Below are 18838 nucleotides of genomic sequence, written 5' to 3'. Positions count from 1 at the left end.
GGGCAGGCGGAGCGATGGACAGCACCTTGATGATGAACCTGCCTGAGATGACCAATAGATAAGGGTGATTCTGGAAGATTCAAGCGTAGCGGGGTTGACAGAGATCAGCCTGGAGGATGGGCGCTGGGGCATTCGGGGGTAAACCTGCTCCCACGGGGTATCCACTGCACGTAATAGCGGTGCAGTCCCTGTGGGAGCGGTTTACCCGCGAAGATAGAAGCGCACGCTAGCTAGCGCGTATTCAGCCAGACCAACGAGGCGAAGCGCCCACCCTGCGGGGTGCGGCGATAGGAGAAGAAGCGCGGGTCGCTGACCGTGCAAAATCCGCCGCCATACACCGCGGTAACGCCACGCGCGGCCAGGCGGATCCGCGCCAGTGCATAGATGTCGGCCATCAGCTTGCCAGGGCGCTCGCCCGGCACGAAGGCATCGAAGGCTTCGGGGTGTTGCGCGGTGAACGCATCGCGCACTTCCATGCCGACCTCGAACGCCTGCGGACCAATCGCCGGGCCCAGCCACACCAGCACGTCATCGGCAGGTAAGGCGAGACGTTCGAGAGTCGCCTCCAGCACCCCACCGGCCAGCCCGCGCCAGCCAGCATGGGCGGCCGCCACGCGCGTGCCGGCGCGGTCGCAGAACAGCGCAGGCAGGCAATCGGCAGTCATCACGGTGCAGGCGATACCGGGCTGGTCGGTCCAGCTGGCATCGGCCTCGGCGACCAGCGCGGGGTCGGCGTCAGCGACGACCACACCATGCACCTGCTTGAGCCAGGCGGGCTTGATGGCGAACTCATCGCGCAGGCGGCGGCGATTCTCGGCGACCGCCTGCGGGTCGTCGCCCACATGATCACCGAGGTTGAAGGTTTCATAGGGCGGCAGGCTAACCCCGCCCTGGCGAGTGGTGACGCAGGCGCGGACCGTGGCCGGAGCCGGCCAATCAGGCAAGATCAGCGACGGCGCCAGGCCACTCATCCGATAAAGCTCTCGCGGTCCTGGCTGAGCAGCGACAGCAACCAGGTGAAGTCGTCCGGCAGCGGCGAAGCCCACTCCATGCGCTCACCAGTGGTTGGGTGGTCGAGTGCCAGGAAGCGCGCGTGCAGAGCCTGACGCGGGAAGTGCTTGACCGCCTCGACCATCGCCACGCTGGCGGCCGGTGGAATGCGGAAGCGTACGCCGTAGGTCTGGTCGCCTACCAGCGGGTAGCCGACATGCGCCATGTGCACACGGATCTGGTGGGTACGGCCGGTTTCCAGCTTGACCCGCACATGGGTGTGCGAACGGAAACGCTTGAGCACGCGGTAGTGGCTGACCGCAGGCTTGCCGCCTTCGGTCACCGCCATGCGCTGGCGCTCGCCACCGTGACGGCCGATCGGGGCATCGATCTTGCCTCCGGCAATCACCACGCCGACCACGATGCACTCGTAGATACGACTGACCGAGCGTTTTTGCAGCTGGTCGACCAGGTTGGTCTGCGCCTGCAGGGTCTTGGCCACCACCATCAGGCCGGTGGTGTCCTTGTCCAGACGATGCACAATGCCGGCACGCGGCACGTTGACGATGTCGGGAACATGATGCAGCAAGGCGTTGAGCAGGGTTCCGTCTGGATGGCCAGCCGCAGGGTGGACCACCAGCCCGGCGGGCTTGTTGATCACCAGGATCTGGTCGTCTTCATAGACGATGTCCAGCTCGATGTCCTGAGCCACCCATTCGCCCTGGGCTTCCTGCTCGGCCTCAAGGGCCAGGATGGAACCGCCATGGACGGTGTCGCGCGGTCGCAGCACCGCGCCATCGACGGTCAGACGGCCATCTTTGATCCACGAAGACAGGCGCGAGCGCGAGTACTCGGAGAAGAGTTGGGCGGCGACTTGGTCGAGGCGTTGGCCGCCCAGTTCGGACGGGACCTCTGCGCTAAGTTGAATGATCTCGGACATGCTCGAATCGACGGGCGTTCAGCCTTTGGTTTCGGCTGCGCGCTTGTGGTTAAATACGGCTTCTTTTGCCCCGGGGTTTGGCCGGGGGCGCTCATCATAACAGGACGGCACCGCCCAAGACAGCGGCCGTCAAAGGGACGCAAGCCGCCATGCAAGTGAAACACCTGCTGCTGATCGCCATCCTCGGGCTCACCGCTGCCTGTTCCTCGAACAAGGAAGTCATTGACGAGAACCTCAGCGAGGCCGAGCTGTACCAGCAGGCGCAGGCCGACCTGGACAGCCACAGCTACACCAGCGCCGTGAACAAGCTCAAGGCCCTGGAGTCGCGCTACCCGTTCGGTCGCTACGCCGACCAGGCCCAGCTCGAGCTGATCTACGCCAACTACAAGAACTCCGAGCCCGAGGCTGCCAAGTCGGCTGCCGAGCGCTTCATCCGCCTGCACCCGCAGCACCCGAACGTCGACTACGCCTACTACCTCAAGGGCCTGACCTCGTTCGACCAGGACCGTGGCCTGGTGGCGCGCTTCCTGCCGCTGGACATGACCAAGCGTGACCCGGGTGCAGCGCGCGACTCGTACAACGAGTTCGCCCAGCTGACCAGCCGCTTCCCGAACAGCCGCTACTCGCCGGACGCCAAGCAGCGCATGATCTACCTGCGCAACCTGCTGGCCTCCTACGAGATCCATGTGGCCAACTACTACCTGAGCCGCGAAGCCTATGTGGCCGCTGCCAACCGTGGCCGCTACGTGGTCGAGAACTTCCAGGAAACCCCATCGGTCGGCGACGGCCTGGCGGTGATGGTCGAAGCCTACCAGCGCATGCACCTGGACGAACTGGCCGCCACCAGCCTGGAAACCCTCAAGCTCAACTACCCAGAGCACCCGAGCCTGGTCGATGGCCAGTTCGTTGCCAAGGAAGACGAAAACGGCAACCGCTCCTGGCTGTCCAAGGCCACCCTGGGCCTGATCGAGACCGAAACCCCGCTGCCGCCGGGTGAAACTCGCGCCAACCAGGACGTGGTCCGTCAGTTCCAGGACGCCCGTGCCGAGATGCCACAGGACCTGCTGCCAAAAGACGAGAACGGCGACCCGATCCTGCCGGAAGGCCCGAAAGAAGCCGAGAAAGACCGCTCGTGGTTCAGCTACATGACCTTTGGTCTGTTCGACTGACACAGCCGTCAACGCGAAAGGGAGGCCTTGGGCCTCCCTTTTTTTATGCCTGCGTCCTAGACTGTCGGCTTCTGACATCGACAAGCTGGACACCATGGTTCGCCTACTCTTCTGGATCGCCCTGATCGCCGCCGTCTACTGGCTGTGGCGCAAGTTCAAGATCAGCCAGCAATCGCCCGCCGAGCGGCGCCTCGACGACCCGCTGAAGATGGTGCGTTGCGCCCATTGCGGCGTGCACCTGCCCAATGATCGTGCATTGCAGCAGGGCAAGCAGTGGTATTGCAGCCAGCAGCATCTGCAACAAGGGCCGGGGCGCCAGGGCTAAGCCGAGCGCCGCGCACCCTGCGTGGCGTGCTAGCCCAGACGCCCTGCCGGCGCATAGGGCGCCGGATCGATGATCGGCTGGCGTTCCAGCAGCAGGTCGGTAAGCAACTGGCACGAAGCCGGCGCCAGCACCAGACCATTGCGATAATGCCCGCAGTTCAGCCACAGCCCCGCATGGCCGGGCAACTCGCCAATGTAGGGAATGCCCTCCGGGGAGCCGGGTCGCAAGCCCGCCCAATGCCCGACCACTTCGGCCTCGGCCAGTGCAGGCAGCAGGTCGATGGCCGAGGCTTTCAAGCTTTCGAGCGCCTCACGGGTTGGGGTCTTGTCGTACCCGGCATGTTCCAGGGTGCTGCCGACCAAGATATGCCCATCGCGGCGCGGGATCGCGTAGCGCCCCTTGGCCAGCACCATGCTCGGCAAGAAGTTCTCGGCGCACTTGAACAAGATCATCTGACCTTTCACCGGCTCCACCGGCAGAACCAGCCCGAGCGTGTGTAACAACTCGCCGCTCCAGGCGCCAGCGCTAAGCACCACCTCGTCGGCCTGGAGTACACCGTCCTGGGTCTGCACACCGATCACGCGCTCGCCTTCCCGCTCGAAGCCGGCGATCTGGCAATGTTCGCGCAAGGTCACGTTTGGCAAGGCTTGCAAGGCCGCCTTGAGCGACTTCACTAGGCGCGGGTTGCGCACGTTGGCCACACCGGCCATGTACACCGCATGCTTGAAGCCCGGACCGAGCACCGGCACTGCGTCGTAGGCGGCCGAGATATCCACTGCGCTAAGCGGACGCTGCTGGCGGGCAGCCCAGGCCAGGGCCTCGGCCTCGTCTTCCAAGTCCAGCCAATACAACCCGGTGGTATGCACTTCGGGGTCGATGCCGGTATCGGCATGCAGGCGCTCGCCCAACTGCGGGTAGAAATCCTGCGACCAATGCGCCAGCGCCGTGACCGCCGCGCTGTAGCGCCAGGGGTAGAGCGGCGAGACGATGCCGCCGCCAGCCCAGGACGACTCGCGACCGACCTCGCCCTGGTCACACACCACCACCTGGCCAACCTCTGCGGCCAGGTTGAACGCTGTCAGCAGGCCGATGACTCCACCGCCGACAATCACTACTTGCTTGCTCATCGCTCGATCCAACACCTGAAGTAATTCCACAGTGCACCGGCACCTTCCGACCTTCAGCTTCCCCAGCACGCGACAAAACCCTCGCTGCCGCCCGGATTGTCGCGTACACCAGCCTGGTCGAGCTGGAAATCGCCACAGGGGTCGTGCGCCATCAACGTGCCCGACAGGCGCGTAGCCAGCAGCGTGAAGCTGTCTTCGTCACGCAGGGCCTGCAAGCGGTAGTAGCGGCTGCCCACGGGTAGAGGGGTCGACAACTGCTGGCTGTCGGCATAACCGCCAACGCGGGCATGATGACGCTCCAGGCGCAGAGCCGCGTCATGCAGCACACCGACCACTTCGCTGCGCGCGGCACGGCGCAGCGCGTCGTTGTAACTGGGGTAGGCAATGGCTGCCAGCATGCCGATCAGCGCCACGACAATCAATGATTCGATCAGACCAAACCCTTGCTGCACGTCAACCCTCCCGCAGGCGTTGGCGCCAGCTGACGCGAAAAGGGACTGTATCGCTGCCCAGCGCGTACACCGCTTCGAGCACCTGGCGATTGCGCGAGGCCCGACTGATGGCGGTCACACGTACCAGGGTCACTGATGTCGCCGGGGGCAGGCCAGCCGCCAGTTCGGTGTTGCCCAACGTTTGCAGCAGCACGAAACCGCTGGCGGTCGGGCGCCACGGTGCAACCGGCGCTCCGCGCGGGATCGGCGGCGGCAAACACCCACCGCACGGCGACGCAAGCGCTGCCGGCAACAACGCCAAGCCTTCGCGCAGCCCCGCCTCAGCCTGCTCGAACGCTCGCACCCCGGCCACCTGTTCGCTGACCAACCGTTGTTGGGCCTGCGCCTCGTACAGCACCTGCGCCGCCAGTAGCCCAAGCAACAGGCTCAAGCCGAGCGCCAACAGCAACGCCACCCCGCGCTGGCGCCTCATGTCTGACCTGCTGTGTTACGCAAGGCAACGCTGATCCGATGGCGCTGGGTCAACAGATAGCGTGGGTCATGCAGGGTGAGTTCAATGTCCAGGCGCTCGCCCTGCTCGACCTCGACGTGGGTCACCTGTAGCCCGCGGACCTGGTCAATCAAGGTGGCCCGCTGGCTGGCGCTGGTGAACATCAGGCCACCATTGCGCACCTCGTACAGTATCTGACGCACGGGCAAGGCGAGTACGCCCGCAGCGCCCATCTGTTGGCCAAGCTCCACCTTGGCCCAGGTCAGGCAGTCGGTAAGGACGGTCCAGTCCGCAGGACCCGGCAACCCAGACAGATCGGCTGTGACCAGCGTCAGGCTGTCGCCGGTGATCGTGATAGGCCGGGCGAACGCCTCGGCACTGCCCGCGTTGGGGAACTGCGCGGGCTCCAGGCGTAGGCAGCCGAACATGCCCGCCATGCGCACCTCCTCGGCAATGCGCTGCAACGCCAGACGCGCGTCATCGTGCATGCGAGCAGCCACGCCTTGCACCGCCCACGCCTGGTGCGCCGACAGCAGCAAACGGCTCGCCCCGGTCAGCAGCAGCACAGCCAAGGCCAGTGCCAGCAGGGTTTCGAGCAATCCCAGGCCAGTCTGTCGACACCTCATGGCAGCACCCTGCCCTGCACGTTGAGTGACGCATCGCTGCCAGACCACTGCACCTCGACTTTCATCGCATCACCGACGACGCTGACGTGCCCCTGCGCAGAGGCGCCAAGCGCAGCAATGACCTGCGCGCGCCACGCGGCCTCATCGGAGTCGGTCAGCCGCCCTGCCCCTCTGACACGCTCCAGCAGGCCCTGGGCCAGGTGCAACGCCTGGCCCTCTCGCTGGGCCCTGTCGAACGCCTGCGTCCCGCGTACTTGCAACGCCGCAGCCGCCATCAGACCGAGTGCCAGTACCGTCATCGCCACCAGCACTTCCAGCAGTGCCATGCCCCCCATCTTCATCACCATCGCCACCCCTCCTGGGAACTTTCCGCGTTTGTCCGTCGAGCCAGCCCACTGGCCTTCGCCGTAGCCGGCCGCGAAGCTATAGCCAAGCACTTCCAGGGAGGAATGCACGATGAGGCAACAAGGGGTAACACTGATACAAATGATGTTCGCGCTTGGCGTTGCGGGCCTTCTCACACAACTGAGCGTAACGGCCTACAAAGCGATGAGCGATGACCTGCACCAGGCTAACGTGGCGCGCAGTTTGGCGCTGGCTCTGCGCGAGGCACGCAACCAGGCAACGCTGCGCCATCAGGCGACGCTTGTACGCCCGCTGCGCGGAGATTGGGGTCAGGGATGGCGCATTTCACTGGAGGACGGCGAGCAGTTGCTTCGGGAATACCGACCAGCACGGCCGGTGCGGATCATTGCCAGTAGCCGCCGGGTGGTGAGATTCAGTGCACGTGGGGCACCGTTGGGGACAGGTTTTGGTGCTGTCACGTTGTTCATCTGCGAGCGCAACCCACCCTTGAGCCAGCATCGCGTGGTGCTCAGCTCAAGCGGGCGGGTAAGCCTGCGCAGCACTCAAACCAACGGCTGCGCAGGACGCTGATCAGATCAGCGAGCGTACCCGCAGTTCCTTGGGCATCGAGAACGTAATGTTTTCCTCACGCCCCTCCAGCTCTTCGGCAGCGCTCGCGCCCCAGGCCTTGAGCTGCTCGATCACGCCACGCACCAGCACTTCAGGCGCCGAGGCGCCTGCGGTGATGCCGATGCGCGCGACGCCATCGAACCAGCTGCGTTGCAGGTCTTCGGCGCCATCGATCAGGTAGGCCGGCGTGCTCATGCGCTCGGCCAACTCGCGCAGGCGGTTGGAATTGGAGCTATTGGGGCTGCCGACCACCAGTACCACGTCGCACTCGTCAGCCAGTTGCTTAACGGCATCCTGGCGGTTCTGGGTGGCGTAGCAGATGTCGTCCTTGCGTGGCCCACCAATGTTGGGAAAGCGTGCGCGCAGGGCATCGATGACCCGACTAGTGTCATCCATCGACAGCGTAGTCTGGGTGACGAACGCCAGATGGTTAGGATCGCGCACCTGCAACGCGGCAACGTCTTTCTCGTCTTCGACGAGGTAGATGCTGCCGCCGTTGGTGACGTCGTACTGACCCATGGTGCCTTCGACTTCCGGGTGCCCGGCATGGCCGATGAGAATGCACTCACGCCCATCGCGGCTGTACTTGGCAACCTCGATGTGCACCTTGGTCACCAGCGGGCAGGTGGCGTCGAACACTTTCAGACCACGACCGGCCGCTTCCTGGCGCACGGCCTGGGAGACGCCGTGGGCGCTGAAGATGACGATGACGTCGTCCGGCACCTGGTCCAGCTCTTCGACGAAGACCGCACCGCGATTGCGTAGATCCTCGACCACGAACTTGTTGTGCACCACTTCATGACGCACGTAAATCGGCGGGCCGAAAACCTCGAGCGCACGGTTGACGATCTCGATCGCCCGGTCGACCCCCGCGCAGAAGCCGCGCGGGTTGGCGAGTTTGATTTGCATGCTTGGCTCCAGGCTCACACGGCCTTCACGTCGAGGATCTGCACCTCGAAGCTCAGGGTCTTGCCAGCCAGCGGATGGTTGAAATCGATGGTCACTTGATGATCATCGAAGGCCTTTACCACGCCTGGCAGCTCGGTGTTGGCCGCATCGTTGAAGATCACCAGCAACCCGTCGGACAGCTCCATGCCTTCGAACTGCGTACGTGGCATCACCTGCACGTTCTGTGGATTGTGCTGGCCGAAGGCGTTCTCCGGGGCCAGGCTGACGGTGCGCTTGTCGCCGGCCTTGAAGCCGAACAGCGCGGCCTCGAAACCTGGCAGCAGATTGCCGTCACCGACCTTGAACACCGCCGGCGCCTTGTCGAACGTGCTGTCGACGGTGTCGCCGTTTTCCAGGTGCAGCGCGAAGTGCAGGGTGACTTCGGTGTTCTGGCCAATACGGGTCTCAGTCATGGACAGGCTCCTCGGACTTCTTGCTCTTGAACATATCCAGCGCCAGCATCACCGCGCCTACGGTAATGGCGCTGTCGGCCAGGTTGAAGGCCGGGAAGTAATGGCGGTTCTGCCAGTGCACCAGGATGAAGTCGACCACATGGCCCAGCACGACGCGGTCGTACAGGTTGCCCAGTGCGCCGCCCAGCACCAGGGCCAGCGCCACCGCCAGCCAGGTCTCGTTGCGCCCCAGGCGCTTGAGCCAGACCACCAGCACGCCGCTGACCACAATGGCGATCAAGGCGAACAGCCAGCGCTGCCAGCCGGAACTTTCGGCCAGGAAGCTGAACGCTGCCCCGGTGTTGTAGGCCAAGGTCCAGCTGAAGTAGTCGGGGATGACCACGATCTGCTGGTACAGGCTCAACTTGCCTTCGAAGTACACCTTGGTGACCTGGTCGAGGACCAGGACCACCAGGCTGAGCCAGAGCCAGGCAAGACGCCCGAAGCGCCCCGCGCCAGTGTTAGGCATAGTGGCGCACCTCACCGGAGCCGCTGATGTTGTCTGCGCAGCGAGCGCAGATTTCCGGATGCTCCGGGTGGCTGCCGACGTCGGCGCGGAAGTGCCAGCAACGGCCGCACTTGGCGTGACCGGACTTGACGATCTTCAGCTTGAGACCTTCGACTTCGGTTGTCACGGCATCCGCCGGCGCCTGGACGAACGGCACCACGCTGGCGGCCGAGGTGATCAGCACGAAGCGCAGCTCGTCGCCCAGTTTGTTCAGGTCAGCGGTCAGGCCGTCCTCGGCGAACAGGGTGACTTCGGCTTGCAGGTTACCGCCAATGACCTTGGCGGTACGCTGGTTCTCCAGCTCCTTGTTGACCGCTGCCTTGACCGCCATGACGCGGTCCCAGTACGCACGGTCCAGCTCGGTGCCTTGCGGCAGCTCGCTCAGGCCTTGGTACCAGCCATTGAGCATCACCGACTCGTTGCGCTCGCCCGGCAGGTACTGCCAGATCTCGTCGGCGGTGAATGCCAGGATCGGCGCGATCCAGCGCACCAGCGCCTCGCTGATGTGGTACAGCGCGGTCTGGCAGGAACGACGGGCGACACTGTTGGCGCCCGTGGTGTACTGGCGGTCCTTGATGATGTCGAGGTAGAAGCCACCGAGTTCCTGCACGCAGAAGTTGTGGATCTTCGAGTAGACGTTCCAGAAGCGGTATTCGCTGTAGTGCTCTTCGAGTTCACGCTGCAGCAGCAGGGTGCGGTCAACGGCCCAGCGGTCCAGCGCCAGCATGTCCTCAGGGGCCAGCAGGTCGCGCGCCGGGTCGAAGCCGGACAGGTTGGAGAGCAGGAAACGCGCGGTGTTGCGGATACGCCGGTAGGCGTCGGCGCTGCGCTGCAGGATCTGCTCGGAGACGGCCATCTCGCCGGAGTAGTCAGTGGCAGCAACCCACAGGCGCAGGATATCGGCGCCCAGGGTGTTGTTGACCTTCTCAGGCTCGATGGTGTTGCCCAGCGACTTGGACATCTTGCGGCCGCTCTCGTCCACAGTGAAACCGTGGGTCAGCAGCTCGCGGTACGGCGCGTGGCCGTCGATGGCGCAACCGGTCAGCAAGGAGGAGTGGAACCAGCCGCGATGCTGGTCGGAACCTTCCAGGTACAGGTCGGCGCGAGGGCCGGTGGCGTGGCCGATGTCGTGGGAGCCACGCAGCACGTGCCAGTGGGTGGTGCCAGAGTCGAACCACACGTCCAGGGTGTCGCTGATCTTGTCGTATTGGGCGGCTTCTTCACCCAGCAGCTCGGCGGCATCGAGCTTGAACCAGGCCTCGATACCCTCCTGCTCGACGCGCTTGGCCACTGCTTCCATCAGCTCGACAGTGCGCGGGTGCAACTCGCCGGTCTGCTTGTCGAGGAAGAAGGGAATCGGCACACCCCAGTTGCGCTGACGCGAGATACACCAGTCCGGGCGGTTGGCGATCATCGAGTGCAGGCGCGCCTGGCCCCAGGACGGCACGAACTTGGTGTCTTCGATAGCCTTGAGGGCACGCTCGCGCAGCGGCTCGCCAGTGCTTGGCTGCTTGTCCATGCCCACGAACCACTGCGCGGTGGCGCGGTAGATCAGCGGGGTCTTGTGGCGCCAGCAGTGCATGTAGCTGTGGGAGATGGTTTCGCTGTGCATCAGCGCACCGACTTCGGTCAGCTTTTCGACGATGGCCGGGTTGGCTTTCCAGATGAACTGGCCGCCAAAGAAGGGCAGCGACTCGACGTACACGCCGTTGCTTTGCACCGGAGTGAGGATGTCGTCGTTGACCATGCCATAGCGCTTGCAGCTAATGAAGTCATCTTCACCATAGGCCGGCGCGGAGTGGACCACGCCCGTGCCAGCCCCCAGCTCGACGTAGTCGGCCAGGTACAGCGGCGACAGGCGGTCGTAGAACGGATGACGGAAGTTGATCAGCTCCAGGTCCGAACCCAGCGCCGTCGCGATGATCGAGCCTTCCAGGCTGTAGCGCTTGAGACATGCCTCGACCAACTCTTCGGCCAGCACCAACAGGCGCTCACCCGTGTCGACCAGGGCGTACTTGAAGTCCGGGTTGACGTTGAGCGCCTGGTTGGCCGGGATGGTCCAGGGGGTGGTGGTCCAGATCACGATCGCCGTCGGCTTGCTCAGCGAGGCGAGACCGAAGGCTGCGGCGAGCTTGGCGTTATCCGCGACCGGGAACGCCACGTCGATGGCCAGGGATTTCTTGTCGGCGTACTCGACCTCGGCTTCGGCCAGGGCCGAACCGCAATCGAAGCACCAGTTCACAGGCTTGAGCCCTTTGAACACGAAGCCTTGCTTGACCATCTCGGCCAGGGCACGGATCTCACCGGCCTCGTTGGCGAAGTTCATGGTCTTGTAGGGGTTGCTCCAATCGCCCAACACGCCCAGACGAATGAACTCGGTCTTCTGCCCTTCGATCTGCTCGGCAGCGTACTCGCGGCACAGCTCACGGGTACGGTCGGCGGTCAGGTGCTTGCCATGGGTGACCTCGACCTTGTGTTCGATCGGCAGGCCATGGCAGTCCCAGCCCGGCACGTAGGGGGCATCGAAGCCGGACAGGGTCTTGGAGCGGACGATCATGTCCTTGAGAATCTTGTTCAGCGCATGACCGATGTGGATCTTGCCGTTGGCATAGGGCGGGCCGTCGTGCAGGACGAACTTCGGACGATCCTTGCCAATTTCGCGCAGCTTCTGGTACAGGCCAATGCTGTCCCAGCGCTGCAGGATCTGCGGTTCGCGCTGAGGCAGGCCGGCCTTCATCGGGAAGGCGGTGTCCGGAAGGTTTAGCGTGGCTTTGTAGTCGGTCATTTCAGGCTCTTCGTTAGCGGTTGAGCGTGCCAGTGGGCACGTGCGGCGGCGATATCCGCGTCGATCGCCGACTTCAGCGCCTCCAGGGAGGCGAAACGCTGCTCTTCGCGCAGCTTGTGGTGGAACTCCACCGTCAGGCGCCGGCCGTAGAGGTCGCCGGCGAAGTCCAGAAGATGAATCTCCAGGTGAGGACGCCCGTCACCAGCAACGGTGGGGCGTACTCCGATGTTGCCGACACCCGGCCAGCGCTTGCCGTCGATCTCGATGCTGGCCAGATAGACCCCGGACAGTGGCACGCGGCGGCGCTTGAGCTGGATGTTGGCGGTGGGGGTACCGAGCTGACGGGCCAGTTTCTGGCCGTGCAGCACGCGACCGGTAATGCGGTAGGGACGCCCCAGCAGATGCTCGGCGAGTTCGAAATCAGCGCGGCCCAAGGCATTGCGCACCTCAGTGCTGCTGACCCGCAGGCCGTCCTGGATCACTGTGTTGGCGGCCTCGACGCTGAAGCCGAGCTGCTTGCCGGCCTGCAACAGGTAATCAAAGTCGCCCGCACGGTCGCAGCCGAAGCGGAAGTCGTCGCCGACTTCAAGGTGGCGTACACCCAGACCATCAACCAGCACCGCCTTGACGAACTGCTCGGCACTGAGCTGGCTCAGGCGCTGGTTGAACGGCAGGCACAACACCCGATCGATCCCCTCGCCCGCCAGTAGCTCGACCTTGTCACGCAGGCGTGCCAGCCGGGCCGGCGCGCTATCGGGGGCGAAATATTCGCGCGGCTGTGGCTCGAAGACTACCACACAGGTCGCCAGCCCGAGTTCCTGACCGCGTTCACGCAGGCGTGCGAGGATCGCCTGGTGGCCACGGTGGACCCCGTCGAAGTTGCCAATGGTGGCGACACATCCCCGGTGCTCGGGGCGCAGGTTGTGAAGACCTCGAACCAGCTGCATAACGCGCTTCTTGCTCATAAAGTGGCCGATTATAACCACACCCGGGCGCTGGCGACAGGCAGCAGCACCACCGGTGGGCGTGGAACGTGAAAAACCGATGCCTGACCGCTGCTACGTCTCAATGCAACGCCTTGCGGGCGAAATGCCGCGCCCGGAAACCGCACAGGTACAGGCAGCCAAAGTAAGTGACCACACCCGCCACGATCAACGCCCCCAGGCGCAGGAAGCGCTCGAGCATGCCTCCCTCGGCCCAGTCCGGCAGGTAATGCATGCCCAACAGCAGTACGCCAGACATCAGCACAACCGCCAATACCAGCTTGAGCAGGAACATCACCCAACCCGGCTGCGGTTGGAACAACTGCTGGCTGCGCAGCTTCCAGTACAGCAGGGCGGCATTCAGGCAGGCGCCCAGGCTGATCGCCAGGGCCAGGCCGGCGTGGGCTAGCGGGCCGATCAGGGCCAGGTTCAGCAACTGCGTGCAGACCAGGGTGAACACCGCGATCTTCACCGGAGTACGGATATTCTGCTGGGCATAGAAGCCCGGTGCCAGCACCTTGACCAGGATGATCGCCAACAGCCCTACCGAATAGGCGATCAGCGCACGCTGGGTCATGGCCGCGTCGAAAGCGGTGAACTTGCCGTATTGGAACAGCGCCACGGTCAACGGCTCGGCCAGGATCGCCATGGCTAGGGTGCACGGCAGCACTAGCAAGAAGCACAGCCGCAAGCCCCAGTCGAGAATCCGCGAATATTCTTCGCGGTCCTTGTTGGCGTAGGTCTTGGCCAGGGTGGGCAGCAGGATGGTGCCCAGGGCCACCCCCAGCACACCGGAAGGCAGTTCCATCAGACGGTCGGCGTAGTACATCCAAGACACCGAGCCTGCCACCAGGAACGAGGCGAAGATGGTGTTGATGATCAGCGAGATCTGGCTCACCGAAACACCGAGAATGGCCGGCAGCATCTGCTTGAGCACCCGCCAGACCCCGGTATCGCGCAGGTTCAGGCGCGGTAGCACGAGCATGCCGATCTTCTTCAGTGCCGGCAGTTGGTAGAGCAGTTGCGCCAGGCCACCGGCCAGCACCCCCCAGCCCAGGGCCATGATCGGTGGATCGAAGTACGGGGTGAGCAGCACGGCGAAGGCGATCATCGCCACGTTGAGCAGCGTCGGTGTGAAGGCTGGGACAGTGAAGCGGTTCCAGGTATTGAGGATGGCCCCGACCAGGGATGACAGGGAGATCAGCAATATATAAGGAAAGGTCACCCGCAATAGCGAGGTGGTCAGCTCGTATTTTTCGGCGCTGTCGACGAAGCCCGGAGCAGTGGCCCAGACCACCCACGGCGCAGCGAGGATGCCAATGACCGTGACCAGCGCCAGGACCAACGTCAGCAGGCCACTGATATAGGCAATGAAGGTGCGGGTTGCTTGCTCGCCCTGCTGGGTCTTGTACTCGGCCAGGATCGGCACGAAGGCCTGCGAGAACGCGCCCTCGGCAAAGATCCGCCGCAGCAGGTTGGGCAGTTTGAAGGCGATGAAGAAGGCGTCGGTGGCGATGCCGGCACCGAATATCCGCGCCAGGATGGTATCGCGCACGAAGCCGAGCACCCGCGAAATCATGGTGATGGAGCTGACTGCGGCAAGGGATTTGAGCAGGTTCATCGAAAAGTTTCACGCCAAGGGCAGAGGGCGCTGCCAGTCGGCGCCCGAATGTGCGATACTCCCGCGCCTTCGCAGGGGAGCCAAAAATTCCCGAGTTTACAGATCACGCGACAGAAAGGAATCTTTCCGCCGTTTGATCCTGCCGCTCGGCGGAACCCTGCAGGTGGCCTTGACATCCGTTCGACTCATCGGCATGATTCGCGGCCTATTTTGTTTGCTATTTACCTAAAGTCTTTCGAGGAGCTCGACGGTGGCCAACACACCTTCCGCCAAGAAACGTGCAAAACAGGCTGAGAAGCGTCGCAGCCACAACGCCAGCCTGCGTTCCATGGTCCGCACCTACATCAAGAATGTAGTTAAAGCCATTGACGCAAAAGACGCCGAAAAAGCGCAAGCCGCTTACGTTCTGGCTGTGCCTGTCATCGACCGTATGGCCGATAAAGGCATCATCCACAAGAACAAAGCTGCTCGCCACAAAGGCCGTCTGAATGGCCACATCAAGGCACTGAAAGAAGCTGCAGCTGCCTAAGCGACGTTCTTGTCGAAAAAACCGACCTAAGGGTCGGTTTTTTTATGCCTGCGTTTCTTGTTGAAGCGCAACCCGCCATATCGGGTGCCGCTACCCTAGCAGCGCTGTCCACGGGTGTGCACAGCGCTGCTGGGGCGGCTACACAGAACCACTCATTTCCCGATCGGAATCTTCGGCGCCCACTGCAGCCAGGCTTCGTCCGGCTTGTCGAACAGCGCGAAGGTCTGCTGCGGGCGCGCAGGATTGCCCATTTGCTCACCCTCTGGCGTGGCAAAGGCGATACCGCCCTCGACCAGTGTTTCCAGCGACTCGGTACGTACCGAAGCCCCCTTCAACAGCCCCCAATCGAAACCAAAACCGCTGGTGTTCCAGAAGCGGCTCCCACCACGCACCAGGCCGGCGTAACGCGGCTCGATGAGGATGTGGATCAACACGCGGTCCGCGCTCTGTCCCAGCTCGAAACCGGTCACCTTGCCCACCGCCACTTCACGGTAGGTGACCGGCACGCCTGGCTTGATCGAGCCGCGCCGCGAGGCACTCAAGGTCAACGGCAAGCCGACCTCTTCGCCCTTCACCTCCGGCGCATCGGCCAAGGCGATGAAATCGCGCTGTGGGCCCTTGTCCCTGAGAGCAGGCTGCACTTCCAGATACTGGCCACCAATCACGGTGTCGAGGTTCTCCGTACGCATCAGGCCAAACGCTGGCTTGACCACCCAGAACTGCGTGCCCTGGCGCGCGATACGTTCCGCCGCTTGGGTGATGCGCGCGCGCAGCACGACCGCCTGCAGGTCTGCGGTCAGGTCGACGCTTTCGACACTGCCCACGTCAAGGCCACGAAAGCGAATGGGCGTGCCGGATTTCAAGCCATCGGCACGCTCCACGCGAATGGTCACCAAGGTGCCTGCGCGATTGGCCGCCTCCTGGCTTTCATGCAGGCGGAAACGTGGGATGCGCCGTTTCAGCGGCACATCCGACCTTGGCGTGTCGAAGGCGATACCGCCCGACATCAAGGTCTGCAACGACTCGCTCTTGACCTGGATGCCAGACAGCCCGCCGGTAAGGGTGATACCACTGGCATTCCAGAAGCGGGTCGAGCCATTGACCAGATTGGCGTACTCCTTCTCGATGTGCACGCCGATGAGGATGCGCTTGCTGTTGCGGGCAAATTGATAGCTCTGCACGCTACCCACCCGCACCTGGCGATACATCACCGGACTGCCCACCTCGAGCGAGCCGAGTGTATCGGCAAACAGGACCATGTGCAGACCTGGAGCCTTGAGGTCGAGCGGCGGGGCCTTCGCCCGCGCCTCGAATTCACGCTGCGGCTTGGCATTGCGCTCACCCGGACGGATAGCGATGTAGTTGCCCTTCACCAAGGCCTCCAGCCCGGTGATACCCGCCAGAGAAATGGACGGCTTGACCACCCAGAACTGCGTGCCCTCGACCAGGTAATCCTCGGCCAGCGGATCCAGGGTCAGCTCGCCGGTGGCACTGGACAGGTCGCCTTCGACCTTGAGGTCTTTGAGCGTACCGACCTGGATGCCCTTATAGAGCACCGGCGTACGCCCCTTCTGCAAGCCATCGAAGTCGTTGAACTTGACCTTGACGCGTATCCCGGCCTGCGCGGCATCGAAGTCTTCATACAAGCGGAAAGGCAAGCTAGGGTCGGTGGGAGGGCTATCCTTGCGATTCTCCGGCGTAGCGAAGGCGATGCCGCCGGCCACGATGCTGGACAGCGACTCGGTGCGCACCTTGACCCCGGAAAGGTCGGCATCGATGCTCACACCGCTGGCATTCCAGAAGCGCGTGTGCTTGCGCACCAGGCTCGCGTAGGCTGGCGCGATGAAGACCTTGATCTCCACCGTGCTCTGATCGTCGGACAAACGATAGCTCTTAACACGCCCCACCTGGATCTGCTTGTAGAACACCGGGCTATCGCGGTTCAGCGAGCCCAGGCGCTCGGCCTTGAGCGTCAGGTGCAAGCCCGGTTCGTTGTCAGAAAGCGGCGGAGCCTCCTTCAAGGCAGTGAATCGCTTGGTGGGCTCACCTTCACCGGGGTCGACGGCAATGTAGTTACCTGAGACCAAGGTTTCCAGGCCCGAGATGCCAGCCAGGCTCACACTCGGCTTCACCAGCCAGAAACGCGTCCCTTTGGTCAGGTGTGGCTCGGCATCCTTGCGCATCTCAATAGTGGCGATGACACCGCGATTTTCACCTTGGTTATCCAGAACCAGGCCGGTCACCTTACCCACCGACATGCCTTTGAAGATGACTTCCGTCTTGTTGGCGACAATGCCCTCACCGGTCTCGAAGCGCACCTGGATCTCGATACCGGCATCCCGGTAGGCCTGCCAGGCCAGCCAGCCACCGATCATCAGGGCGATCAGTGGCAAGATCCAGATGGCCGACCAATTGGAAGCTGGGCGGGTTTTAGCCGTAGGCATGTCACTCATGGTCGTCATCCGACTCCGTGTTATCCCAGATCAGTCGGGGATCGAAAGTTAAAGCGGCAAGCATCGTCAGGATCACCACACTGGCAAAAGCGATAGCCCCCAAGTTGGCTTCGACACTGGCGATACGCCCGAAATTCACCACCGCCACCAGAATGGCAATGACGAAGATATCCAACATCGACCAGCGCCCAATGAACTCGATAAAGCGGTACATCCAGATCCGCTGCCGAGCCGATAGCGGTTGGTGGCGCTGCACGGAGTACAGCAGCAGGCCGATACCGACCAACTTGAACGTGGGCACAAGAATACTCGCGACGAACACCACGCCTGCAATTGGCAGCATGCCATGCTTCATCAGCGTAATGACGCCGGACATGATGGTATCTGGACTGCCCTGGCCGAGGGTGCTGACGGTCATGATTGGCAAGACGTTAGCCGGGATATAAAGCACCATCGCGGTGATCAGCAAAGCCCAGGTACGCACGATGCTGTTAGGTCGACGTTCATGCACCACCGCTCCACAGCGCGTACAGCGCTGCGAGTGGGCACCTTCCTCCCGGCGGTTGAGTTCATGACATTCGTTACAGACCAGAATGCCCGCATCAATCGCCCGCATGAACATCCTCCCCAGATAACGCCACCCAGATCTGGTGCGGTGACATCACCACCTCCAACCACACCTGCACCAGCAGCAGGCTAATAAAGCAGAACAGGCCGAGACCAATACTGAGCTGAGCCAGATCGACCAGTTTGACGATTGCTACCAGCACACCCATGAAGTACACCTCGAGCATGCCCCACTCTCGCAGGTGGTGATAGATACGGTAGATCAACAGGCCGTAGCTGCGGCCAATGTCCAGACGGATGCTTAGCAGCACAGCGAGCTGGCACAACAACTTGAGCAGGGGAACGGCCATGCTGCACAAGAACACCACCACAGCAATGCCGCGCATGTCGGAGTTGTACAAGCCAAGTACGCCACTCCAGACCGTGTCATCGGAGGTCTGACCGAGCAAGTGCAGCTGCATGATGGGCAGGAAATTCGCAGGGATGTACAGCAGCAAGGCGGTCAGCACCAGGGCCAAGCTACGGCTGACGAGGTTATGCCGATGGGCATAGAGTTCGTAGCCGCAACGAGGGCAAATGGCTTTCTCGTCATTTTGCAGGCTCGTCTTGCGCATCAGCAGGTCGCATTCGTGGCAGGCGATGAGTTCGTCCAGCGGCAGCTGCGCCAGTGCTTCGGGATCGACTGGGTTAGGCATAGAGAGGTTCTGAATGAAGGCGTCGGCTCTATTCTAGTGTTCTCACTCGAAATGTGGGAGCCGGTGTAGCCGTGATCTGGATCCCGCGGTGTAGACGCCAGAAAGACAAAACCCCTACCTGCTCACGCAGATAGGGGTTTTGCGAAATGAATCTTGACGATGACCTACTCTCACATGGGGAAGCCCCACACTACCATCGGCGA

20 protein-coding genes are annotated in these 18838 nt (G+C 63.0%); 4 read left to right on the top strand and 16 right to left on the bottom strand.

Annotated elements, in window-relative coordinates; translation table 11 throughout:
• Positions 1 to 230: 230 nt before the first annotated feature.
• Positions 231 to 971: a peptidoglycan editing factor PgeF gene (gene pgeF / locus ACNFIC_RS15920; protein ID WP_138219710.1), complete on the bottom strand. Its 741-nt coding sequence runs from the start codon at positions 969 to 971 to the stop codon at positions 231 to 233.
• Positions 968 to 1930: a 23S rRNA pseudouridine(1911/1915/1917) synthase RluD gene (gene rluD / locus ACNFIC_RS15915; RefSeq protein ID WP_138219709.1), complete on the bottom strand. Its 963-nt coding sequence runs from the start codon at positions 1928 to 1930 to the stop codon at positions 968 to 970. Before rluD ends, pgeF begins: the two co-directional genes overlap by 4 nt.
• A gap of 149 nt (positions 1931 to 2079) precedes the next feature.
• Between rluD and ACNFIC_RS15910 the strand changes: the two genes are divergently transcribed.
• Both ACNFIC_RS15910 and ACNFIC_RS15905 read left to right on the top strand, forming a co-directional pair.
• Positions 2080 to 3099 carry an outer membrane protein assembly factor BamD gene (locus ACNFIC_RS15910; RefSeq protein ID WP_138219708.1) on the top strand — a complete coding sequence of 340 codons (1020 nt, stop codon included), beginning with the start codon at positions 2080 to 2082 and terminating at the stop codon, positions 3097 to 3099.
• 94 nt (positions 3100 to 3193) lie between these two features.
• Positions 3194 to 3424 (top strand): PP0621 family protein, encoded by a 231-nt coding sequence (locus ACNFIC_RS15905; protein WP_416781391.1) that lies wholly within the window; start codon positions 3194 to 3196, stop codon positions 3422 to 3424.
• Between the two features lie 29 nt (positions 3425 to 3453).
• On the opposite strand, the gene thiO is transcribed toward ACNFIC_RS15905, so the two are convergent.
• The 5 genes from thiO to ACNFIC_RS15880 are packed head-to-tail and all read right to left on the bottom strand — an operon-like array spanning position 3454 to position 6574.
• Entirely contained in the window at positions 3454 to 4551 is a 1098-nt protein-coding gene (thiO, locus tag ACNFIC_RS15900; protein WP_416781390.1) for a glycine oxidase ThiO, read from the bottom strand.
• 53 nt (positions 4552 to 4604) lie between these two features.
• Positions 4605 to 5003 (bottom strand): type IV pilin protein, encoded by a 399-nt coding sequence (locus ACNFIC_RS15895; protein ID WP_138219705.1) that lies wholly within the window; start codon positions 5001 to 5003, stop codon positions 4605 to 4607.
• A gap of 1 nt (position 5004) precedes the next feature.
• Positions 5005 to 5475 carry a hypothetical protein gene (locus tag ACNFIC_RS15890; RefSeq protein WP_138219704.1) on the bottom strand — a complete coding sequence of 157 codons (471 nt, stop codon included), beginning with the start codon at positions 5473 to 5475 and terminating at the stop codon, positions 5005 to 5007.
• Positions 5472 to 6119, bottom strand: coding sequence for a PilW family protein (locus ACNFIC_RS15885; RefSeq protein ID WP_138219703.1), 648 nt, complete (start codon positions 6117 to 6119; stop codon positions 5472 to 5474). The genes ACNFIC_RS15890 and ACNFIC_RS15885 overlap by 4 nt, the downstream gene beginning before the upstream one ends.
• Positions 6116 to 6574 (bottom strand): type IV pilus modification PilV family protein, encoded by a 459-nt coding sequence (locus tag ACNFIC_RS15880; protein WP_416781389.1) that lies wholly within the window; start codon positions 6572 to 6574, stop codon positions 6116 to 6118. Before ACNFIC_RS15880 ends, ACNFIC_RS15885 begins: the two co-directional genes overlap by 4 nt.
• A gap of 1 nt (position 6575) precedes the next feature.
• Between ACNFIC_RS15880 and ACNFIC_RS15875 the strand changes: the two genes are divergently transcribed.
• Positions 6576 to 7055, top strand: coding sequence for a GspH/FimT family pseudopilin (locus ACNFIC_RS15875; protein WP_416781388.1), 480 nt, complete (start codon positions 6576 to 6578; stop codon positions 7053 to 7055).
• Here ACNFIC_RS15875 and ispH read toward each other — a convergent pair whose 3' ends face one another.
• The 6 genes from ispH to murJ form a co-directional block, all read right to left on the bottom strand.
• Positions 7056 to 8003, bottom strand: coding sequence for a 4-hydroxy-3-methylbut-2-enyl diphosphate reductase (gene ispH, locus ACNFIC_RS15870; RefSeq protein ID WP_138219700.1), 948 nt, complete (start codon positions 8001 to 8003; stop codon positions 7056 to 7058). It lies immediately after the preceding gene.
• A 14-nt stretch (positions 8004 to 8017) separates the two neighbouring features.
• On the bottom strand, positions 8018 to 8455 hold the full coding sequence (gene fkpB, locus ACNFIC_RS15865; protein ID WP_138219699.1) for an FKBP-type peptidyl-prolyl cis-trans isomerase: 438 nt from the start codon (positions 8453 to 8455) through the stop codon (positions 8018 to 8020).
• Positions 8448 to 8963, bottom strand: coding sequence for a signal peptidase II (lspA, locus tag ACNFIC_RS15860; protein ID WP_138219698.1), 516 nt, complete (start codon positions 8961 to 8963; stop codon positions 8448 to 8450). The genes fkpB and lspA overlap by 8 nt, the downstream gene beginning before the upstream one ends.
• Complete coding sequence (ileS, locus tag ACNFIC_RS15855) at positions 8956 to 11787, bottom strand: isoleucine--tRNA ligase (RefSeq protein WP_416781387.1); 2832 nt, start codon at positions 11785 to 11787, stop codon at positions 8956 to 8958. The genes lspA and ileS overlap by 8 nt, the downstream gene beginning before the upstream one ends.
• Positions 11784 to 12734: a bifunctional riboflavin kinase/FAD synthetase gene (ribF, locus tag ACNFIC_RS15850; protein WP_416781386.1), complete on the bottom strand. Its 951-nt coding sequence runs from the start codon at positions 12732 to 12734 to the stop codon at positions 11784 to 11786. Before ribF ends, ileS begins: the two co-directional genes overlap by 4 nt.
• A gap of 118 nt (positions 12735 to 12852) precedes the next feature.
• Entirely contained in the window at positions 12853 to 14391 is a 1539-nt protein-coding gene (murJ, locus tag ACNFIC_RS15845) for a murein biosynthesis integral membrane protein MurJ (protein WP_138219695.1), read from the bottom strand.
• Between the two features lie 250 nt (positions 14392 to 14641).
• Here murJ and rpsT point away from each other — a divergent pair, with 250 nt between their 5' ends.
• Positions 14642 to 14920, top strand: coding sequence for a 30S ribosomal protein S20 (gene rpsT, locus ACNFIC_RS15840; RefSeq protein ID WP_003247625.1), 279 nt, complete (start codon positions 14642 to 14644; stop codon positions 14918 to 14920).
• Between the two features lie 152 nt (positions 14921 to 15072).
• On the opposite strand, the gene ACNFIC_RS15835 is transcribed toward rpsT, so the two are convergent.
• Genes ACNFIC_RS15835 through ACNFIC_RS15825 form a run of 3 tightly spaced genes read right to left on the bottom strand, consistent with a single transcriptional unit; the run spans position 15073 to position 18635 of the window.
• Positions 15073 to 17373, bottom strand: coding sequence for an MlaD family protein (locus ACNFIC_RS15835; RefSeq protein ID WP_416781385.1), 2301 nt, complete (start codon positions 17371 to 17373; stop codon positions 15073 to 15075).
• Positions 17366 to 17989 (bottom strand): paraquat-inducible protein A, encoded by a 624-nt coding sequence (locus ACNFIC_RS15830; protein WP_138219693.1) that lies wholly within the window; start codon positions 17987 to 17989, stop codon positions 17366 to 17368. Before ACNFIC_RS15830 ends, ACNFIC_RS15835 begins: the two co-directional genes overlap by 8 nt.
• Complete coding sequence (locus tag ACNFIC_RS15825; protein ID WP_416781384.1) at positions 17976 to 18635, bottom strand: paraquat-inducible protein A; 660 nt, start codon at positions 18633 to 18635, stop codon at positions 17976 to 17978. Before ACNFIC_RS15825 ends, ACNFIC_RS15830 begins: the two co-directional genes overlap by 14 nt.
• Between the last annotated feature and the right edge of the window lie 203 nt (positions 18636 to 18838).

This window comes from Pseudomonas sp. NY15463 (assembly GCF_048068415.1).
GTDB classification, from domain to species: domain Bacteria; phylum Pseudomonadota; class Gammaproteobacteria; order Pseudomonadales; family Pseudomonadaceae; genus Aquipseudomonas; species Aquipseudomonas mosselii_C.
This window is presented reverse-complemented; position numbering and strand designations above follow the sequence as displayed.